Source organism: Streptomyces sp. NPDC127038 (assembly GCF_042725875.1).
In the GTDB taxonomy this organism is placed as follows: domain Bacteria; phylum Actinomycetota; class Actinomycetes; order Streptomycetales; family Streptomycetaceae; genus Streptomyces.
The window spans coordinates 64,786-84,524 of the sequence record NZ_JBHXDQ010000013.1 but is presented as its reverse complement, the minus strand read 5'-3'; the positions used below and the strand labels follow the sequence as shown (position 1 = coordinate 84,524).

Here is a 19,739-nt window from a genome sequence, read left to right as displayed (position 1 = left end):
ACTTCGGGTAATGATTCGGCAAAAGGGAAATGGGGCGGAGTCCTCCGGCGTTCCACCTTCCGGAGGGCGTGACACGTCCTCCGAAAGGCATGCCCGCAGCAAGGAGGATCGCCACGTGAGCCAGTACGTGAGCAGGCTCGGGCGCCGCTCCCCGGCGGCACCGTCACGGCTGAGGCTGCACCGCAGACCCCGCCGCGTGGCCATGCTCTCCGTGCACACCTCGCCCCTGCACCAGCCCGGCACGGGCGACGCGGGCGGCATGAACGTGTACATCGTCGAGCTCGCCCAGCGGCTCGCCGCGATCAACATCGAGGTCGAGATCTTCACGCGGGCCACGACCGGGGCGCTCCCGCCCGTCGTCGAACTGGCGCCCGGCGTCCTCGTCCGGCACGTCGACGCGGGCCCGTACGAGGGCCTCGCCAAGGAAGACCTCCCCGCCCAGCTGTGCGCCTTCACCCACGGGGTCATGCAGGCATGGGCCGGTCACCGCCCCGGCTACTACGACCTCGTGCACTCGCACTACTGGCTCTCCGGCCACGTCGGCTGGCTGGCCGCCGAACGCTGGGGCGCTCCCCTGGTGCACGCGATGCACACCATGGCCAAGGTCAAGAACGCGGCGCTCGCCGAGGGCGACACCCCCGAGCCCGCCGCCCGCGTCATCGGCGAGACCCAGATCGTGCGCGCCGCCGACCGCCTCATCGCGAACACCGCGGAGGAGGCCGACGAACTCGTACGCCACTACGGGGCCGACTCCGGAAGCGTCGCCGTCGTCCACCCCGGGGTCAACCTCGACCGTTTCCGGCCCGCCGACGGCCGCGCCGCCGCCCGCGCCCGCCTCGGCCTCCCCCAGGACGCCCTGATCCCCTTGTTCGCGGGCCGCATACAGCCCCTCAAGGCCCCCGACGTGCTGCTGCGCGCGGTCGCCGTCCTGCTCGACGAGCGGCCGGAGCTGCGCGGCCGGATCGTCGTCCCCGTGGTGGGCGGTCCCAGCGGCAGCGGGCTCGCCAAGCCCGAGGGGCTCCAGAAGCTGGCCGCGCGGCTGGGCATCGCCGACGTCGTACGGTTCCGGCCGCCCGTCGGGCAGGACCAGCTCGCGGACTGGTTCCGGGCCGCGTCGGTGCTGGTCATGCCCTCGTACAGCGAGTCCTTCGGACTGGTCGCCATCGAGGCCCAGGCGGCCGGCACGCCGGTGCTCGCGGCCGAGGTCGGCGGTCTGCCGGTGGCCGTACGCCACCAGGAGACCGGTTTCCTCGTCCAGGGACACCGCCCCGCCGACTACGCGCGCGTGCTGCGCGAGTTCGCCGACGACGAGACGCTCGTGCCCCGCATGGGCGCCGCGGCGGCGCGGCACGCCGAGCGCTTCGGCTGGGACACCGCCGCGGCGGCGACGGCGGACGTGTACACGGCGGCGACCCAGGACCACCGGCGCCGGCTGCGCGCCCACCACGCCTGACCCCGCGGTCCGTCCCCCGGGGCGGGCCGGGCGGTTGTCCACAGGGCGCGTCACCTGCGGCGCGGTTCACGTACGCTCGGGCCATGGCTGACGCAGCGTCGATCGTCGAGCGGGTCCTCACCGAGGCCGAGCTGGAGTGGGAGAGTCCCGGGGCGGGCTCGTACGTCGTGAAACTGCCCGGCACCCGCAAGCTCTCGACGACGGTCTCGCTGATCGTCGGCAGACACTCGCTGTCGCTGAACGCGTTCGTGATCCGCCACCCGGACGAGAACCACGAGGCGGTCCACCGCTGGCTGCTGGAGCGCAACCTCAAGCTCTACGGCGTCGCCTACGCCGTCGACTCCCTCGGGGACGTCTATCTGGCGGGCAAGCTGCCGCTCGCCGCCGTCACCCCCGAGGAGCTGGACCGGCTCCTCGGGTCCGTCCTCGAAGCCGCCGACGGCGCTTTCAACACCCTCCTGGAGCTCGGTTTCGCCTCCGCGATCCGCAAGGAGTACGCCTGGCGGGTGTCCCGCGGCGAGTCGACGCGCAACCTGGACGCGTTCGCCAACCTGACGCAGCGGCCCTCCGCCTGACCCCGGTTCCGGCGCCCGCCGCCTCCCCGAGGGCCCGGTCCCACGGGGCTCACGACCGTCCGAGCCGCCCGTACCGTCCGTCCCGCCCGTACCGTCCCGGGGTCACCCCCACCAGCCGGCGGAAGTGCCGGGTGAGATGGGACTGGTCGTAGAAGCCGGTCAGGGCCGCCACCTCGCCCGGCGGCCGTCCGTCGAGCAGCAGCCGGCGGGCCCGGTCCACGCGGCGGGACATCAGATACTGGTGCGGGGCGATCCCGAACGCGCCGCTGAACGCCCGGACCAGATGCGCGGGGTGGGCGTGCACGAGCCGCGCGGCCTCGTCGAGCGCGATCCCCTCCACGACCCGTTCGTCGAGGAGTTCGCGCAGCCGGCGGGCGAGCGGCCGGTCGGCGGGCGTCGCCTCCACGGCCGACACGGGGCGCAGCAGCCCGCGCAGCCGGTCCGCGATCAGCGTCAGCCTGCTGTCGGCCTCCAGCTCGTCCCCGGGGAGGGCGAGCGCCGTGTGCAGACGGGCCACCCGGTCCCGCAGCACGGGATCCGCCAGGTCGGGTCCGTCCACCGCGGGGCCGATGAGGTCGTCGGCCAGACGCGAACCGTCCAGATAGAGCACCCGCTTGCGGAAACCGTGCTCGGTGGCGGGCTCGCCGTTGTGCGGGATGTGCGGCGGCAGCAGGGTCACCGTGTCGCGCGGGGTGCCGTGTTCGTGCCGGTCGAGGTCGTAGCGGACGGCGCCGTCGTCGACGATCAGCAGCGTCCAGGCCTCGTGCACATGCATGGGGTACGCGTACTCGGTGTAGTGCGCGTGGAAGACCTCGACGATGCCGGGGACGCTGGGGCGCCACGCGGACGTCTCACGCTGAGGGGGCACGCAAAGAACGTACAAGACGACGGCGTACCCCGGTCGGCAGTCTCATGGCATGAGCAGCGAGTACGAGACGAGCAGCGGGTACGAACCGAGCAGCGGGTACGGGACCAGCAGCGGCGGCGGGAGCCTTCCGGACGCGGCGCCCGTCCGCTTCGACACCAAGATCACCGTCGTCCTGCGTGACGACCTGGAGCCCTGGCAGCGGCTCAATGTGACCGCCTTCCTGGTCAGCGGCCTGGGGACGGTCGTCCCCGAGGTGATCGGCGAGCCGTACGAGGACGCCGACGGGGTCGCCTACCTGCCGATGTTCCGGCAGCCGGTCCTGGTCCTGGAGGCGTCGAAGGAGACGCTGACCGCCGCCCACGCCCGGGCGCTGTCCCGGGCGCTGCCACGGTCGGTCTTCACCTCGGACCTCTTCGCCACGGGCAACGACCGGGACAACCGCGCGGCCGTACGAGCCGTGCCCACCGGGGGCCTGGACCTGGTCGGCCTCGCGGTGTACGGGCCGCGGAACGCGGTGGACAAGGTGGTGAAGGGGGCGCGGATGCATCCCTAGGGCGGGCGTCCGAGGGCGCCCGGGCCGGGGTGCCGATCCCTCAGGGCTCCGGAAGGGATCGGGGTGGCCGGGGTGTCCTGGCCCCCGGGGTCAGTAAGGGGCTGGGCGCCCGGGGTAGGTCAGGCCGGGGTCGGTCAGGCCGGGGTGGGCTCGGCGTGGGGTGTCGTGGCGGGCGCGTTCGTCGTGCCGGGTCCGGCGGTGACCCCGGCCCCGACGCCGGAGGGAACAGCGCCGCCGACGGCACCCGCCCCCTGCGACATCTCCGGTACGGACCCTCGTACCGCCTCCCGCACCGGCTCCTCCACCGGGAGCCGGCGCATCAGCAGCCCGTACCCGAGACCCGCCGCCGTGCCGACGACCGCGCACAGCCCCCAGAGCCAGGCCGCGCCGAAGCGGTCGATCACGACACCGGACATCACCGGGGCGACGAGCGAGGCGAGGGCCCAGGAGAGGGTGTACATGCCCTGGTAGCGGCCCCGGCCGTGGACCGGGGAGAGGCGCACGACGAGGCCGGTCTGCGTCGGGGCGTTGACGATCTCGGCGAGGGTCCACACGCAGACCGTGAGCGTGAAGACGCCGACCGACCCGGCGAAGGCGGTGAGCCCGAACCCGTACCCCGCGAGCAGCGACGAGACCACGAGCAGCGACTTGGGGTCCCGGTGCTCGATGAAACGGCCGACCGGGATCTGGAGCGCGACGATCATGACGCCGTTGACGGCGATCGCCGTGCCGTAGTCGGCCGGGGTGAAACCGGCCCTGCCCATGGCGACCGGCAGTCCGACGGAGCCCTGCTGGAAGACGAGCGCGACCAGGAACGACAGCCCGACCACGCTCATGAACCGTCCGTCGCGCAGCACGGTCCCGAGCCCGACAGGGGCCTCCGCCTCCTTGGCGGCCTGCACCGGCTTCGACTCCGGCAGCTTCGCGAAGACGACGAGCGCGCAGGCCAGGGTCATGCCGGCCTCGATGAGGAAGCCCGCGAGGTAACTGAACTGGGCGATGAAACCGGCGCCCATCGAGGAGACGGCGAAACCGAGGTTGATGGCCCAGTAGTTGAGCGAGAAGGCGCGGACGCGGTCCTCGGGCCGGACGATGTCGGCCATCATCGCCTGCACGGCGGGCCGGGAGGCGTTGCTGGCCATGCCGACCAGGAAGGCGACCGCGGCGATGGCCACCGGGTCGTGCATGAAGCCGAGCAGCGCGACCGAGGCGGCCGTCGACACCTGCGCCACGAGCAGCGTGGGCCGGCGGCCGAACCGGTCGGTCATCACACCGGCGGCGAGCGAGGAGATCACACCGCCGAGGCCGTGGAGTGAGGCGACCAGACCCGCGTACGAGGCGGAGTAGCCGCGGTCGAGGGTCAGGTACAGCGCCATGAAGGTGGCGACGAAGGCCCCGAGCCGGTTGATGAGGGTGCTGGTCCACAGCCACCAGAACTCGCGGGGGAGCCCTGAGACGGTCTCTCGGACGGCACGTCTCATGACGGCGGCTGGCATGGATCCCCCACGGATGTAAGCGGCTCGGGCGGTGAGCACAACTTACGAGCCGCCCCTGTGTGAGAGCCACTCAATTAACAGATGCCGTCAACTGAAGGTCTCCGAGGCGGGCGGGGGACGGCCGGACGGGGGCTCTCGTGTCCGACTGATGGCCGGAGGAGCGAGCGGTCCCGGGGTTCGATTACGCTCGGAGCCATGGCCGACGCACCGTACAAGCTGATCCTCCTCCGCCACGGCGAGAGCGAATGGAACGCGAAGAACCTGTTCACCGGATGGGTGGACGTCAACCTCAACGAGAAGGGCGAGAAGGAGGCAGTCCGCGGCGGTGAGCTCCTCAAGGACGCCGGTCTGCTGCCCGACGTCGTCCACACCTCGCTCCAGAAGCGCGCGATCCGCACGGCGCAGCTCGCGCTGGAGGCCGCCGACCGCCACTGGATCCCGGTCCACCGCAGCTGGCGCCTGAACGAGCGTCACTACGGCGCCCTCCAGGGCAAGGACAAGGCCCAGACGCTCGCCGAGTTCGGCGAGGAGCAGTTCATGCTCTGGCGCCGGTCGTACGACACCCCGCCGCCGGCGCTCGACCGCGACGCCGAGTACTCCCAGTTCGACGACGCGCGCTACGCGGCCCTGCCGCCCGAGCTGCGCCCGCAGACGGAGTGCCTCAAGGACGTCGTCGTCCGCATGCTCCCGTACTGGTTCGACGGCATCGTCCCGGACCTGCTGACCGGCCGTACGGTCCTGGTCGCGGCCCACGGCAACTCGCTGCGCGCGCTGGTCAAGCACCTCGACGGCATCTCCGACGCCGACATCGCGGGCCTGAACATCCCCACCGGCATCCCCCTCTCCTACGAGCTGGACGCCGACTTCAAGCCCCTGAACCCGGGCGGCACCTACCTCGACCCTGACGCGGCGGCGGCGGCGATCGAGGCGGTCAAGAACCAGGGCAAGAAGAAGTAGGAATAGCGATCATGCCCCTGGGCTGCGCAAATGACGCGACTCAGGGGCATTTTCATGGCCTGGGCCCTGGGTGGGCCCTCAGTGCTCCGGCTCTCGCAGCGGTCGGAGTGCCTGACCGAGAGCCTTCCGGGCCCGGTCCCGGCTGCTCGGCATGAGGTGCGCGTACACCTTCAGCGTGAGTCCCGGGTCGGAGTGGCCTAGGTACTCGCTCACGGCCTTGATGCTCTCTCCCGCGTCCAACAGCACGGACGCGTAGAAGTGCCGCAGGGCGTGCATGCCGTGCTCGCGAGCGGCGGCGTGCTCGCGGCTCTTGGCTTTCGGAATGACGCCGACCTTTGCGAGGGCAGGCTTCCAGTGGTCCTCATTCAGGGACGTTCGCCAGACGTGGCCACCGTTGGGCCCGCTGAAGATCAGCCGCTTGGTCACGGGCTGACCGTTCGCTCGCATCCAGGGCAACGTGATCTCGACGGGCGGGAAGCGCTCGATATGGGCTTTGAGGGCTTCTGCCACGGGGCCCGGCAGGGGTACGTCACGGAGCTTGCCGCCCTTGGGGGGCGCGAACACGGCCTTGCTAAGGCTCAGCTTGAGTTGCTGCACTACGTGCAGGGTGCCGCTGTCGAAATCCACCTCGTCAACGCACAGCCCGAGGATCTCGCCTTGCCTTAAGCCGCAGCCGGCGCCCACATCGACCATCGGGCGGAAGCGTTCGACCATCGCGCCCCGCATCGCGAAGACCCGGTCCGGCTGCCAGGGAACGACGCGGCGCATGCCCATTTCGGGGAGCGTCACCGTTCGTGAGTTGCACGGGTTCCGGCGGAGATAGCCGTCCTCTACAGCAGCGGAGAGGATGGCGCGCACGTTGGAGAAGATCACGCGGGCATACGCGCCGGACATGCCGGACGCTTCGAGCTGAGTCACGAACTCGCGGATGTGGCTGGGCTGGAACGATCCCAGGGGCCGCGAGCCGATGCGAGGGAAGGCGTGCAGCTTGAGTTGAGACTGCATCGACGCGCGGGTGTTGGGGTCCCCGCTCTGGCTCGCGAGCCAGCCCTCGGCAAACTCCTGAAACGACGTCCGGGAGGCGTTCGGGTCGATGTAGTCGCCACGGGCCACGTCCGCCGTGACTTTGCTCAGCCACTGTTCGGCTAGGCGCTTCTGCCCGTCGGGGAACGATTTGCCCTTGCGCTTGCCGTCGGGCGCGAAATAGCGGGCTCGATAGCGCATACCGGTCCCGTAGCGCTCGGTCTTGACTCGGATGGTCTTGCCGTCGGCGTTGGTGTCGCTCTTGTACCAGCGGTCTTGAATGCTGCCTGCCATGTGCGGCGGTGTCCTCTCGCGGCATGAAGCGGGGCCGACCGTGCGGCCGGCCCCGCTTGGGGTTGAGGTATGTCAGACCGCCACGCGGTCGGCGTTCTTGAGCTTTGCGACGTAGGCGTCGACTTCGCCCGGGTCGTAGCGGACGTGTTTGCCGATGCGGAAGCCGGGCGGTCCGGTGCGCTTCCTGCGCCACTGGTAGACGGTTTCGCGGGGTACTCCGAAGATCTCGGCGATGTCGTCGGGGGTGAGGTATCGATCTGGGAGGCCGGCGCGCAGGGTGGCGCGGGGGTCGGACTGAGCGGAACTGGTTCGGCTCATGTGGGTCCTCGGAGGCTGAGAGACGATGGCTTCGGACTTCTTGGACTCCTCGTTTGTCCGAGGCTCGGATTTCTGCGTCACTGCGTCACCAGCGTCACTTGAGGCTGTGACCTGCGGTTTTGTGTGACGCTGCGGATTGGGTCTGCGTCACCGGTGCGTCATGGGCTGCGTCACGCGGTGACGCAGGTGACGCAGGATGACGCAGAGCCGGCCGTCTGCGTCACCGCTGTTGCCGCAGGTCATCGGCCGTTTTTCGGGCCGGGTGACGCAGGTGACGCAGCGTTTTCCTACTTAGGACAAAGAGGGGCTGTCTGTAGTAGGTGGGTGCGCCTTACAGAGCGAATGCGGAGCCGCTTCGCGGCGCGACCTTGGGCGGCGTTCCGCCGAACAGCAAGAGGAGCACCCGCCACCGCGACTGGTGCTCCTCTTGCTGTTTGCGTGAGCGTCCCGGGCGCGGGTCAGAACGCTGACGTCTGCTCGTGTGGAGGCGAGGTCAGTGCGACGGTGCGGGTCATTTCGAGGTAGCGACCCGCGTTGGTGCGGCCCGAGTCGATGAGCACGCCCCGGGCCGCCAGGGTGGGCTGTAGGCGCTTGAGCCGATCCGAGAGGACTTTGCCGGTGGTCGGCCACCCCTTGGGCAGGGGACGGCAATCCTCGCCGCTGTAGAGGGTGCTGAGGCAGGAGAGCCATTGCGTGGACGTCATCTGCTGTGCCGCTCCGGGTTCGATGGTCTCGGCGTGCAGGAGGACGGTCTGTGCGAGGAGGTCACCCTCGATCACGTCGTCGTTCAGGTCGTCCAGACTCGCCCGGTACGCGGTCAGCGCCCCGAGCCCGGTTGCCGCGTCGAGCTGTGCGCAGAGGTGGGCGAAGTCCGCCATCCGCAGGTCGGTGGGGGTCTCCGCCTCCATGGCGCGGACCTTGACGGTGAGGTCCAGGAGCGAGCCGAGGACGACGGGCAGCGCTTCCGCGTAGTCGGCCCACAGTTCGGCTTCGGTGCGCCGCACCTTGGGGCGCTCCAAGCGCAGGGGCAGGAGTCGTTCGGCGAGGTCGGGGCGGATGACTCCGACGTCGATTCCGGTCAGGAGCAGGGGCCGGCGGTAGCCGACGCGGAACACGTCCCCGTCGGTGAACAGGGCCCGCTTGACGCTCTCGGCCCCGGTGACGATGCAGCACATCGCGTCGGACAGGTCCGGCGTCATGTGGGACAGGTTGTCGAGAGCGGTGATCCATCCCGCTGCAACTGCCGCGATCAGATTCTCCTCGTCCTTCGGTGCCCGGCGCAGGTCCCCGCTCATGCCCTCGATGATCCGGGTGAGCATCCGGCCCCCGGTGGACTTCCCCGCGCCCTGCGGCCCGGTGAGGAACGGCGCAGGCACGGGAACGGACGGACCGAGGCAGCCGATGAGCCACGCGATGGCCAGGCACTCGGTCTCGGCGTTGGCGAAGTTGCACAGCCGCATCAGCAGGTCGATGCCCTTGCCGTCGGTGTCCTTGGCCGGCAGGGGCAGTTCCCCGGTGAGCTGGGTCCGGCGCCAGCAGACCTCGCGCGGGTCGGGGGTGAGGATGTCCCACCCGGTGGGGTGGATGCGGACGGACTGTCCGTCGTCCCGTCCCAGGTCCAGCCACGTAGCCCCGTCGAACCCGGGGGCGACGCGGATGTGCACGGCGTGCGTGTCCTCGTACAACGCGAGTGCTTCGATCAAGTCCAACGCCTCCTTGAGTGCGGTCCCGTTGAACACGCCGACCCCGTCCCGGTACATGCCGACGATGAGTTCTTGGCGGTGGCTGCCCGTGGTGCCCTGGGAGCGCATCGGCCGGGCCACGGGGTGGCCGTTGCGCTGCGCGTAGACGGTCCCGTCGGTGGTGCGGAAGTACCGGAAGTGGCTCTGTGCGTAGTCCGCGATGATCTGACGGGCGGGGTTCTTCTCGTCCTCAGACATGGCTCAGTCCCAACGTGGTCAGGGCGTTGGTCCACGCGTCCGTGCAGTGCCGGGCCGATTCGCCCTTGGCCTGCGCCGCCGTGAACAGCCGCGCGGTGTGCACCTCGGTGAGACAGCCGCACCGCCCGTGCGTCGACAGCACCGCGAGGAAGGTCCGGTAGACGGTGGCGTGCACCGCCTCCCGGGCCCCGGTGATGCGCTGCTCCGCCATGGCGATCCCACGGTCGAGATAGGTGGGAGTGCGGTGCGGGCACGTCTCCCGTTGGCCACCCAGAGGCACTGAGGGCCCCTGTGGCGGCCTGTGGACGGTGGACGGCTCCTTTACTGCCAGGGCGCGCACAGCGCCGGGGAGAACGACCGTGGCGCCCGTGCCGGGTCCAAGCCAACGGGCGTACGCCATAAGGGACTTGATGTCGACGCCGGGCCGGACCGCGTTGACGGACGGCATGGCGCCCCGGTAGATCCAGTGCTCGCCCCGGGTCGTCGGCACGGTCCGGGTGGCGGGCAGGCTCTCGCGGGCCCACTGGATGGCAGCCTCGTCGTCCAGGTCGACCACGGTCACCCCGGCGCCGCCGGGGTGGTAGGCGAGCGTCGCAGCGCTCCGCCACGCCGGCGCCCACGCCGGGGAGCCGATGACGCCGGGGTCCGTGGCGGCGGCGGCCCAGCCGTGGCACGGCGCGAAGCAGGCGCAGGGGCCCGGGGTCCTCATGTTGGGCCGGCCGCCGCAGACGTTCTTGGCGCAGGCCGGGCAGTTCCCGAACGGCACCTTCCCCACCCTCAACGGCAGCACGGGGACGCCCTGAGTCGCGAGGCGGAGAGCGGTGCGCAGGTGCTCGCTCATGCCGCCACCCCCAACGCGGCCTGAGCGAGGAACGCGCGGCCGATGAACTCGGTGTAGGCGGGCGGGATGGCCTCGGTCAGCTCCTCCCGCACGTCCGTCCACGTGATGCCCATGGCCGCTTGCAGCTCGGGGACGGTGGGCTTGCCTCCGCCGTTGCCGTACGCGGCGACGTACGGACCGTCGTAGAACCGACCGTGCCGGTAGCCACGAACACGGCCCCGGTGCGGAACGTGCGCCGGCTGCTCGATGCTCCAGCCGCCCAACTCGAAGTTGCGGTGCCGGATCACACCTAGCCCGAACATCTCCCCACACAGGGTCAAGTCCTTGCGGATCTCCGCCCGGCCGTTGGGCTGCTCGATCACGTACGGCAACCCGGTCCGTTCGAGCAGGGCCCGGGTCGGCGCGACCAGGTCGACGTGCGTACCGCCCCAACCCTGGGACCGATTGGTGCCCACGCTCAGCGTGCACTTTGCCTGGCACGGCGGGGACGCGTGCACGAACGCGTACCGGCGGATCTCACCCGTGTCGATCAGATGGGCGAGGTACTTCAGAGCGTCGCCCCGGTGGTACGGGAAGGGGTAGTTGGGGCGATCGGCCGTGTCACAGCCGTCCACCTCGAACCCTGCCCCTTCGAGACCCTTCCCGGCGCCGCCGGCGCACGAGTACAGGTCCAGAGCGCGCGGCCGTAAGGCGAGGGCTCGCCGGATGTCGGTCAGTTGCGTCATGCTGGGTTGTCTCCAGTTCCGTCGTTGGATGCTGGCGAGCAAGGGCGACCCACTTCTTTGGCGAGACGCGGGGTCGCCCTTGGCGTTACTGCTGGTTGTCGGTCTTGGCCCACAGGCCGGTGGTGCGGCTGTGGACGGTGCGCCGGTCCTGGTGGACGGGGCCGGTGTAGTGGTGGTGGACGTCGGGCGCGGGCTTGGCGCGCTTGGCGAGCCGGGCCAGTGCGAGCACGAGGGCGGTGGGGGCACCGAACACGAGGCCGCAAACGACCGGGTCGGCGAACTGGGACACGTACATGAGCACGGCGGCGGTCAGCCCGGTGGCGGAGACGGCTGCTGCGCCGGAGAGCATGAGCACGCTGGCATCGGTGGCGCCCTGGCTCATCGGGGGCCGTCCCGGCTGAGCGACGGGCGGGGTGTCGCCGTGGGCGGGTACCGGGGTGTCGTCGCGGTAGGCGGTGGGCCGGTAGGCGTCGGCGATGATCCGGCGGGCTTCGGCGGCGGCCTGGGCCTCGCTCATCTGGGTGGCGGGGTGGACCGTGGCGGGGGTGGTGTCGGAGGACATGAGGGTTCCGTTCCGGTGGTCGGCGAACAGGCAGGGGACACCCCGAAAAGGGGCTGTGGAGGGGGTTGGGTCGGGGGTCTCACGGCCCCCTTTACCGCCCTTACCGTGCAGGTCAGGGGCCTCTACCTCCCCCGCTACCGGGGTAAAGAGCCCCCTCTACTCGGCGGCTGTCGCCGAGGGCCGCGATCCGTGATGCGCGGGGCGGCCCGGGGCGGGGTCGGGTAGAGGGGGAGGGCTTTACCTGCCGGTGCTGAGGAGGATCTCGGCGGGCACGGCGGCCTCGATGTCGCGGCGCTGGTATCCGGCTCCGTTGGCGCCGTTGATCTTGACCTGCTTGCTGGTGCGCTTGACTCCTGCCGACTCCAGTTCGGAGGCCAGGCGTTCGGCGTTGAAGTCGCCGTAGACGTCCTCGTCGAGGTTGACGAGAGCGGCGAGCAGGTCGGTGGTGAACATGCGGGGCGAGTGCCGCATGACCTCCAGGACGTCGGAGACGATGGCGGGCACGCTCACTCCTGCCGCGTCGGCGGCGGCGGTGACGTCGCCGGCCGCGTCCCCGGTGAGCTGTCCTGCTGCTTCGCGCAGGATGCGGCCCTTGCGGCACAGTGCGGCGAAGCCGGGACCGTCGAGGTAGTCGGCGCGCACGGTCACGAACGAGGCAGGGCCGGTGACCAGGACACCCACACCCTTGTGGTCCTCGGAGAGCACGGAGGCATCCGCGCCCTGAGCGGCCTTGCCCTTGCCCAGCACCATGTCGGACGACGTGCGGTCGACGACCTGCGTCGAGTAGCGGATGGTGATGATCTCCCGCAGCTTCGGCGGCACCGACTCGGCGTCGGGGCGCTGGGAGGCGAAGTTGGAGATGAACCCGGCAGCCGGACCACGGCGGGCGACGCGGCACAGGTCGTCGATGACCTGGTCACGGTCCTCGCGGGCCATCGCGGTGAAGTACTCCTGCAACTCGTCGATGGTCACGAAGATGACCGGCAGGTTGTACTTGACCATGATCTCCGGGGTCAGCTTGCCTTCCGGGCACACCGAGGCGGGCAGGTCCCGCAGCAGCGCGAACCGGCGCTCCATCTCCGCCAGCAGTTCCTTGAGCATGGCCTTGAGGGCTTCGATCGCGTCGTCCTCGGCGCCCATGATCAGTCGGTGGGCGACTGCCTTGGCGGGCATCCAGTCGGCACCGCCCTTGCCGTCGGCGATGTAGTGCCGCACGTAGGCGTCGAGCAGACCGGCGGCGGTGAGCAGGCGTTGGGAGAACGTCTTGCCCCGACGGGGCAGGCCACCGAAGAACATCGACTGCCACAGCACCGGCACGGTGACCCGGTTGCCGCGCGCGTCCTGTCCGAACGGCACCGGCTCCCAGATGGAGAACGTCTCCGCCTTCACCAGCGGCGACGGGTTCGGGGTGCCCAAGTAGGGGTCATCGTCGGCAACCCACATCGTGACGCGGCCGGCGTTGCCGCCCTTGGCCGCACGGACCCGGGACATGATGACCTGGATCTCGTCGACCCCGAGTTCCTGTGCGATCACCTCGCGCTTGGCGAGCACGTCGGAGGCGGTCTTGCCGCCGCCCCGGGGCATGTCGAAGATCACTGCCCAGCCACGGCCGTCCCGGACCGGGCCCATCGTGCAAGAAACCTTCGGCAGATCCTTCTCGTCCTTGCCGCCACCGCTTTTGAGGAGGCCGGCGGCCCGCAACGCCTCGTTGAGCTGCTGCGCGGACATGTCCACCCGCAGCGGCGGCGCCGCCTGGTCCAGCAGACGCGTCTCCTTCCCACGCCCGAGGTAGGCGAGCGGGGTCACCACAGCCGCCGCAACGCCCACTTGGAGGATCGGGGGCGCCAGGGCGATACCGATGGTGGCGGCGGTGACGGCAGCGGCGGCGGCACCGAAACGCCAGCGTCGTGTCTGCGTACGGGCGTAGTGCGCCACCTGCAACCGCGCGGCCAGGTCGACGTCCTCGGGCTTGACCTTCACCTGAGCGCGCAGGGCCTTGACGGTCGCCGTGTGGTCCTGCGCGGACAGCGTCGGCCACAGACCGGCGGCGGCCCGGTAGAAACCGCGGGTGGCCAGCAGCAGGGTTTTGATCAGGTACTTCGGGGTGCGAAAGCCGTGGTAGCGGGTGTGCCACCAGGTGAGCCGGCCGAAGGCGTGCACGTTGGCGATCACGGAGGCGCGGGACCGTGCCCACGCGGGCAGCACCGGCGCGTCCGGGGTGGCCAGCCAGTCGGCCAGCGGGTTGTCGATCCGGTCGACGGCCTCGCCCTGTATGGGCGGGTCCGGCTCGATGGGGACGGCTACGAGGATGGGCTTGTCCACGTCGACGACCCACGTCGACTGGCCGGTGCGGTGGTCGTCGAGGCGGTGAACGGTCCCCGCGACGGGGGTTTCCTCTGCTGCTTCGGACATGACGGGCGTGCTCCTGACTGCCCCAAGACGGGGCGGGAAGTTGAGGGGACCCGGGGCGGCCGTTGCCGGGCCGGCCGCCCCGGGCGGTGGCGCCGTGGTCAGCGGGGCTTGGGCACGATGTGGGGGTGGCCGTTGCGCATGTGGTCGACGCACTGCGGGCAGTCCTCGCGGGGGCCGAGGTGGCGGTGTGCGTTGCGGTCGTGGGCGTGCTGCCAGCACTGCGGGCACTGGCCGGGAGGCGTCTGCCTGCCGGGCATGCTCACCACCAGCCCGAGGACTTCTTGGCGGCGTGGGCGGCGGCGGCCTCGGTCACGGCCCGCTGTCGCTCGCTCTGCAACGCGGAGATCTCTGCGGTCAGCCGGGTCTCAGCCGACTGCCAGGCGGTTTCGATCTTCCGTTCCGCCCGGGACGGGCTGTTGCCCCGGGCGACGCGGTACGAGCCGGTGGCCAGCGCACCGAGCACGGCGCGGCGTTCGCGGCCGTCCAGCGGCCACATCTCACGCCTGCGGACCGCCTCCAGCTTGCGGCTCGTCTCCTGGATCGCCCGGTCAAGGCGACGCGTGTCGGGCTTACCCATGGTCAGACCGCCTTTCCGGCGCGCGGGGCGAGGATGAGATGGATGTCGGCGAGCTGGACCGTCGAACCCTGCGAGCGCAGCCACGTGGCGACCTCGCGGGTGACCCGCTCCCAGCAGAAAGCGGCGGGGACGGTGACGGTCCCGTGGGCGAAACCGGGGCCCTGGCCCGGCACGTTCACGTGCGCGTGCCAGGCGTATTCGATGCTGCTCGGAGCAGCGTTGGTGCTGGTCACAGCAGAACTCCAAGGAACGGTGGAGGGTCAGGCGGCGCGCTGGTCTTCGGGGTAGGCGCAGGCAACGCAGGTCCCGAGTGAGGCGGGGATGACGTATCCGGCGTCGGTGCGGCACTGCGGGCAGGTGCGGCGCGCGAGCATCGCCTTGGCGAGCGCGGCCCGCCGTCCCGGGGTCATGGGTCGGACGGGCTTGGCGCGGTCGACGCGGTAGAGGTAGGCGACCAACGGGCCGCGCCGGTAGCGCGGGCGCAGCACCTGCGCCGCGATCGGCTGTCCGCCCGGTCGCAGGCCCCGGGCCCGTAACTGCCGACGGGTGGCGAACCCGTCCGGCGCGAGCCGCCACGGGTAGGTGGGCAGGCCGTAGCGGGCGCCGTTCGGGTCGAAGCACTTGCCGAGCGAGCCGCCCATCAGACGGTGTTGGCGGCGCGCTCAGCGATCAGGGTGTCCCGCAGCATCCGGGCGTTGGCCGGCGAGGTGCGGAGCGCCTTGCGGATGCCCTCCGCCGTGATCTGCCCGTCCGACCAATCGGCCGTCGCGGTCCGTGTCTCATCGAGCAGTTGAGCAGGTGTCCGGCGAGGCTTGGGCGATCGGGCCGCATCCGGGACGCGGCCCGTGGCACCGCGCGGTCGGGTCGATTCAGCGGCCACCGGGCGCCGCTCGATCGCAGCGACCGGCGCGGGCGCCGGGGTCGGGAGCGGCTTGGCGAGCGGGGTCGACTTCAGGAAGTCGACCGTCACCGGATCGGGCATCCGCGTCAGGAAAACTGCGCCGGGCGCCGGGGTCGATACCGCGAGGTCAGCCATAGACTGATTCCTCATGGTCTCGGTGGATTCCTCCGCATTCATGCTCGGTGCGGGAATCGGGGTGAGGGTGCCGAACATCGAGGCGAGCGCGGCATCCGCACCGTCGGTGATCCGGGTGCGCTGAACGTCCAGCAGCCTCGATCCGAGCGCCACATCCCCGACCCCGACCCTGCGGGCCAGCCGCCACGACTTGCGCTCCGACCACCACTTCACGCGGCTGCTCGGATGCTGGGCGGCGCGGGCGCGATGGTAGGCGAGCGACTGCACCAGATCGGCGGTGCGGCGTTCGTTCTCCGCGTCGCGTCCGTCGGTGTGGACGACGATCCGGCGGGCGAGAAACGCCATGCCCTCCGCCGACACCGACATGCCCATCGGAGTCAGGGCGTAGATGACTGTCCGGCCGGGGTCGGGTGCGGCCATGGCGCCCATGGACGCGGCTGCCGCCGGCAGGGCCCACAGGCCGGCCCGCACGATGCGCGGCGAGGACTGGCCCAGCATGGTCAGTCCCAGCAAGACCAGGGCGAGAACGGCGGTCGCGCCCTCACCGGCACCGAGCGCACCGAGCGCGGTGCCCTTGCCGTAGGCGTGGCCGATGTTGCTGTAGGTGCCGATCCCGCCGACGACGCCCGTGGCCAGCATGGGCACGAACGCGGCGGTCAGTACGACGATCTGCGGTTTGGTCAGCGTGGCCCTCATGCGACACCGCCCGTCGTGCTCGCGCCGGCGCGGTTGGCCTGGTCGCGTTCGGCGGCCAGCAACCGGCGGTAGGCCCGGCGGAGGCGCCGGATGTCCAGCTCGGTTGGCGTGCGGTCAAGGGTGACGATCTGCGCGTCGATCAGGTCGACATCCGCCAGGATCGCGGGCATCTCCAGCTCGATCGCGTCCAGCTCCGCGCCCGTCGGCTCCATGAAGTCGGCGAACGCGGTAACAACGTCCTGAACAGTGACGATGTCGTTCATTGGGTCGTGTTCCTCTCAGACAGGAACGGCCCGAACAGCGGCCCCGGAGTTGCACCTCCGGGGCCGCGCGCCGTTGAAGTCGGTAGATCCGGCTCCCCTCGACGCTGCTCGTACGAGACGAGCAGCGGAGGCAACCGGCCGCAGCGGACGAGCTGCGGAGGTGTGGTTGTGCAGATGTCTCCTTCGGGGCCGCTCCCGTGTCAGGTAGAGCGGAGTCCCGGCGAAGGCGTATGGAGACGTGACCTTTCGGTCTAAGCCCTCCGGACTGCCAAGGGGTCCGGGTCCCTCGCCCTCGCCGAAGCGAGGCCTCATGACCCCTCGCGGGGCCCTTTGATGAACGTTCTTGCAGGTCAAGCAAGCTCCACAGGCTCCCCCGAGTCTTGCTTAGGGGGGGTTGCCGTTTCGCTTGTTAGGTACCGTAGGCAAAGTCGAGGCTGCGCGCAACCCCCTCTTGCGGTACGGTTCGTTAGCCCCCCTAGGCGAGCATTGGAGAGCCGTGCACGACGACATGCAGCGCGTTACGGGAATCGCAGAACCGGTTGATAGGGCCAAGGCGGCAATCGACCTGATGGCGACCTATCAAGGCTGGGTCTTGGAGCTGTCTCGGGTTCGGCGCGAAGCCATTGAGGAAGCTCAGGCATCGGGCATGACGCAGGCTGAAATTGCCACCAAGCTGGGGGTCAGTCGCGGGCGTGTCGGTCAGCTAGCGTCCGCCGGCCCGCCCCCGGAGCGAGCGTTCTTCGGCACTGGCCAGGTGACGGTCTCGCTGGGTGGCAAGCACGAGGCGGGCAAAGGACCCGACCAGAACCCCAGTGAAGTTGTGACCAGGGAAGACCTCGACAACTTCGAACACCTGCGCAAGCTGCTGGGTGGCTTGAAGCTTGAAGCTGAGTACGAGGTGATCCCTACGACGGGAATCGTCAACCTCAACCGTGACAATCACATCGTGGTCTGTGGACCGCGACTGTCACCGATCATCTCCCAGGTGCTTGAAGGGGACGACAACCTGCGGTTTGAGAAGGACCACGCTTGGCACCTGCTGGACCGGAAAGCGGGTAAGGAGTACCGGTCGCCTTTGGACGAAGACGGTACGCCGGGCGACTTCGGCTATCTGGGACGGCTTCCCCGACTGGATGGACGGGGCACGTTCTTGTACATCGCGGGAGTGCACGCAATCGGCGCGAACGGTGTCGTGCACTACCTGGAGAACAACCTCGCTGAGCTGTACCGGGAGGTTCGAACCAAGCGGTTCTCGACGCTCATCTCATGCCGATACGACCCCAACACGCTGGCTGTGGTGGAAAGCCGCCGAGTCTCGCCGTTGTACCGACACGAGGGATGAACATGCGCGTCAGTCTGGACACTCGCCCTGGAGGGGCGAACCCGAACGAGGACTGGGTAGCCGCATCACCGACGCTTGCCGTCGTGCTAGACGGGCTCAGCACGGCCGGGCTTTCCACCGGATGTCAGCACGGCGTTCCGTGGTACGTGGCCCAGCTTGGTGGGCACTTGATCGCGGCTCTCGCAGACTCAGAGCGCGCGCTCTCGGACGGATTGGCTGACGCGATCGACTGCGTCGCACGGATGCACCCTCAGTGCGACCTCAAGAATCCGGGCACACCATCAGCGACCGTCGCGGTCCTACGCCAACGGGTGGACTCCTTCGATCACCTCGTTCTTGCCGACTCGCCTATCGTCTTCGAGGATGGCGCAGGGTATTCAGTGATCACTGATCTCCGAGTAGACGAGATCCTCCCGGAGCTTCGAGCCGAGACGGAGCGTTACGAGACTCATACGCCCGAGCACAAGGTAGCCCTGCAAGCGTTGGTGACCGCGCAGCGCCAAGTGCGCAACACGCCGGACGGGTACTGGGTTGCGGCAGCCAGCTCGGACGCGGCGGAGCACGCTGTGACTGGCACAACGGCGCTCGAAGGTGGGGGCGCCGTTGCTGTGATGTCCGATGGCGTGTCAAGACTCGTCACCGAGTATCAGATGGCGACTTGGGCCGACGCCTTTGCAGCACTGCGGCGTGGAGGCCCCCGAGAGCTGATTGACAACGTGCGTGAGGTGGAAGCGACTGACCCGACGGGGCGACGATGGCCCCGCTACAAGTCGGGGGACGACGCCACCGTGGCGTTCTGCCAGTGGTGACCCCACGAGGCTGCGCGGGCCGGATGGCTGCTCTTCTTCGGAATGGCCCACAGCGGGACCGCTGGGCCCTCTCTGGGCCCTCCGAGGGTGACAAGCGACGACCAACAACGACCAGTCACGACAGTGATGTCGCAGGTCAGTTGAGGCGTACACCCTCCCGACCAGGGCTGGAAGACGGGCCCGCCAGACCCAGGGCAAGAAGAAGTAACCCAACACCAGCAAGCCCCCTGCCTGCGGGTTCTCCGTTGGTAGGGGGCTTGTTGCTGTGCTGGGGACTCGGCTGTGGGCCGTGCGAGGCGAACCGGCGTCGGCCGTTGAGGTATCCGCCGCTTAACAGGCCCGTGGCATGCTCCGTCCATGCAAGGCGTCCACGACGAGGATGAGTGGCCGGACAACCGCTGGGTCTTTGGCCTCGAAGAGATCCCGGCCTCGGACAAGGATGAGGCGGGGCTCATGCATCGCGTCGCCCCCGCCTACGGCATGACTGTGATACGGGCACCCGAGGGCACGCAAGAGGCTGTCCGATGGGCGGCGGAGGAGATCGTCTCGTTGAGCGGGCCCGAGTTCATGCCCGCCGCGCTACTCCTTGCGTGGCTGCAGATCGAGGCTGGGGACGAGCATTCCATGGGGGTGGAGAGCTGTCGCATTGAACGCGTCGACAGCAGCAACGTTCGCCTCTGTGCAAATTTTGGACAGTGGGATGACCTGATAGTGCCGAATGCGGAGGTTCGGCGCATGTTGATCGACATGATGCAGTTCGTCACCAGGGAGTCCAGGCATCCGCTTCCCGCCTGGCGAATCCTCCGCCTTGGTGTCGAAGAGCAGCGACGAGGGAGATCCGAAACCGATGGGTCATAGCTCTGGGCTATTGCGGAACAGCAGCGAAGCACGGCAACCGCAACGGCCGGAGCCGACCACCGGCGGCTACACCCGACCGACCCACGAGCACACCGGCCACCAGTAACCGTTCCGCCGGTAGTTCGAGTTGAGGGGGCCCGG

Annotated in this window: 22 protein-coding genes; 7 read left to right on the top strand and 15 right to left on the bottom strand. The window is 69.8% G+C overall.

Annotated features, from left to right (window positions below):
• Window positions 1-115: 115 nt before the first annotated feature.
• Both mshA and ACFWI4_RS12930 read left to right on the top strand, forming a co-directional pair.
• Window positions 116-1,453, top strand: a complete 1,338-nt coding sequence (mshA, locus tag ACFWI4_RS12935) for a D-inositol-3-phosphate glycosyltransferase (protein ID WP_387194522.1) — start codon at window positions 116-118, stop codon at window positions 1,451-1,453.
• Between the two features lie 83 nt (window positions 1,454-1,536).
• Window positions 1,537-2,028 carry a YbjN domain-containing protein gene (locus ACFWI4_RS12930; protein ID WP_385399557.1) on the top strand — a complete coding sequence of 164 codons (492 nt, stop codon included), beginning with the start codon at window positions 1,537-1,539 and terminating at the stop codon, window positions 2,026-2,028.
• A gap of 49 nt (window positions 2,029-2,077) precedes the next feature.
• On the opposite strand, the gene ACFWI4_RS12925 is transcribed toward ACFWI4_RS12930, so the two are convergent.
• Window positions 2,078-2,896: an AraC family transcriptional regulator gene (locus ACFWI4_RS12925; protein WP_387194519.1), complete on the bottom strand. Its 819-nt coding sequence runs from the start codon at window positions 2,894-2,896 to the stop codon at window positions 2,078-2,080.
• Between the two features lie 49 nt (window positions 2,897-2,945).
• Between ACFWI4_RS12925 and ACFWI4_RS12920 the strand changes: the two genes are divergently transcribed.
• Window positions 2,946-3,449 (top strand): DUF2000 family protein, encoded by a 504-nt coding sequence (locus tag ACFWI4_RS12920; protein WP_387194516.1) that lies wholly within the window; start codon window positions 2,946-2,948, stop codon window positions 3,447-3,449.
• Between the two features lie 134 nt (window positions 3,450-3,583).
• Here the strand turns inward: ACFWI4_RS12920 and ACFWI4_RS12915 are convergent, their stop codons facing one another.
• Window positions 3,584-4,945, bottom strand: a complete 1,362-nt coding sequence (locus ACFWI4_RS12915; protein ID WP_387194513.1) for an MDR family MFS transporter — start codon at window positions 4,943-4,945, stop codon at window positions 3,584-3,586.
• A gap of 195 nt (window positions 4,946-5,140) precedes the next feature.
• On the opposite strand from ACFWI4_RS12915, the gene ACFWI4_RS12910 reads away from it, so the two are divergent.
• Window positions 5,141-5,902, top strand: coding sequence for a phosphoglyceromutase (locus tag ACFWI4_RS12910; protein WP_339130172.1), 762 nt, complete (start codon window positions 5,141-5,143; stop codon window positions 5,900-5,902).
• Between the two features lie 78 nt (window positions 5,903-5,980).
• Here ACFWI4_RS12910 and ACFWI4_RS12905 read toward each other — a convergent pair whose 3' ends face one another.
• From ACFWI4_RS12905 to ACFWI4_RS12845, 13 genes are all read right to left on the bottom strand, one after another.
• Window positions 5,981-7,219: a tyrosine-type recombinase/integrase gene (locus ACFWI4_RS12905; protein WP_387194510.1), complete on the bottom strand. Its 1,239-nt coding sequence runs from the start codon at window positions 7,217-7,219 to the stop codon at window positions 5,981-5,983.
• A 72-nt stretch (window positions 7,220-7,291) separates the two neighbouring features.
• Window positions 7,292-7,537 (bottom strand): helix-turn-helix transcriptional regulator, encoded by a 246-nt coding sequence (locus ACFWI4_RS12900; protein ID WP_387194507.1) that lies wholly within the window; start codon window positions 7,535-7,537, stop codon window positions 7,292-7,294.
• A gap of 458 nt (window positions 7,538-7,995) precedes the next feature.
• A complete protein-coding gene (locus ACFWI4_RS12895; RefSeq protein WP_387194504.1) occupies window positions 7,996-9,477 on the bottom strand; it encodes an ATP-binding protein in 1,482 nt (493 codons plus the stop codon).
• Window positions 9,470-10,318 carry a DNA primase gene (locus ACFWI4_RS12890; RefSeq protein WP_387194501.1) on the bottom strand — a complete coding sequence of 283 codons (849 nt, stop codon included), beginning with the start codon at window positions 10,316-10,318 and terminating at the stop codon, window positions 9,470-9,472. The genes ACFWI4_RS12895 and ACFWI4_RS12890 overlap by 8 nt, the downstream gene beginning before the upstream one ends.
• Window positions 10,315-11,043: a DNA methylase gene (locus ACFWI4_RS12885; protein WP_387194498.1), complete on the bottom strand. Its 729-nt coding sequence runs from the start codon at window positions 11,041-11,043 to the stop codon at window positions 10,315-10,317. Before ACFWI4_RS12885 ends, ACFWI4_RS12890 begins: the two co-directional genes overlap by 4 nt.
• Before the next feature lie 85 nt (window positions 11,044-11,128).
• Window positions 11,129-11,605: a hypothetical protein gene (locus tag ACFWI4_RS12880; protein ID WP_387194495.1), complete on the bottom strand. Its 477-nt coding sequence runs from the start codon at window positions 11,603-11,605 to the stop codon at window positions 11,129-11,131.
• 237 nt (window positions 11,606-11,842) lie between these two features.
• Window positions 11,843-14,017 (bottom strand): cell division protein FtsK, encoded by a 2,175-nt coding sequence (locus ACFWI4_RS12875; protein ID WP_387194492.1) that lies wholly within the window; start codon window positions 14,015-14,017, stop codon window positions 11,843-11,845.
• Window positions 14,018-14,115: 98 nt separating this feature from the next.
• Window positions 14,116-14,274: a pRL2-8 gene (locus tag ACFWI4_RS12870; RefSeq protein ID WP_387194489.1), complete on the bottom strand. Its 159-nt coding sequence runs from the start codon at window positions 14,272-14,274 to the stop codon at window positions 14,116-14,118.
• A 2-nt stretch (window positions 14,275-14,276) separates the two neighbouring features.
• On the bottom strand, window positions 14,277-14,594 hold the full coding sequence (locus tag ACFWI4_RS12865) for a hypothetical protein (protein ID WP_387194486.1): 318 nt from the start codon (window positions 14,592-14,594) through the stop codon (window positions 14,277-14,279).
• A gap of 2 nt (window positions 14,595-14,596) precedes the next feature.
• Window positions 14,597-14,827: a hypothetical protein gene (locus ACFWI4_RS12860; protein ID WP_387194483.1), complete on the bottom strand. Its 231-nt coding sequence runs from the start codon at window positions 14,825-14,827 to the stop codon at window positions 14,597-14,599.
• A gap of 27 nt (window positions 14,828-14,854) precedes the next feature.
• On the bottom strand, window positions 14,855-15,235 hold the full coding sequence (locus ACFWI4_RS12855; RefSeq protein WP_387194480.1) for an RRQRL motif-containing zinc-binding protein: 381 nt from the start codon (window positions 15,233-15,235) through the stop codon (window positions 14,855-14,857).
• Window positions 15,235-16,326, bottom strand: coding sequence for a conjugal transfer protein (locus tag ACFWI4_RS12850; RefSeq protein ID WP_387194477.1), 1,092 nt, complete (start codon window positions 16,324-16,326; stop codon window positions 15,235-15,237). Before ACFWI4_RS12850 ends, ACFWI4_RS12855 begins: the two co-directional genes overlap by 1 nt.
• A complete protein-coding gene (locus ACFWI4_RS12845) occupies window positions 16,323-16,589 on the bottom strand; it encodes a DUF6284 family protein (protein ID WP_387194474.1) in 267 nt (88 codons plus the stop codon). Before ACFWI4_RS12845 ends, ACFWI4_RS12850 begins: the two co-directional genes overlap by 4 nt.
• A 496-nt stretch (window positions 16,590-17,085) precedes the next feature.
• Here ACFWI4_RS12845 and ACFWI4_RS12840 point away from each other — a divergent pair, with 496 nt between their 5' ends.
• From ACFWI4_RS12840 to ACFWI4_RS12830, 3 genes are all read left to right on the top strand, one after another.
• Window positions 17,086-17,931 carry a sigma factor-like helix-turn-helix DNA-binding protein gene (locus ACFWI4_RS12840; protein ID WP_387194471.1) on the top strand — a complete coding sequence of 282 codons (846 nt, stop codon included), beginning with the start codon at window positions 17,086-17,088 and terminating at the stop codon, window positions 17,929-17,931.
• 2 nt (window positions 17,932-17,933) lie between these two features.
• Window positions 17,934-18,740 (top strand): protein phosphatase 2C domain-containing protein, encoded by an 807-nt coding sequence (locus tag ACFWI4_RS12835; RefSeq protein ID WP_387194468.1) that lies wholly within the window; start codon window positions 17,934-17,936, stop codon window positions 18,738-18,740.
• A 357-nt stretch (window positions 18,741-19,097) separates the two neighbouring features.
• On the top strand, window positions 19,098-19,598 hold the full coding sequence (locus ACFWI4_RS12830; RefSeq protein WP_387194465.1) for a hypothetical protein: 501 nt from the start codon (window positions 19,098-19,100) through the stop codon (window positions 19,596-19,598).
• The last annotated feature ends 141 nt before the right edge of the window (window positions 19,599-19,739 follow it).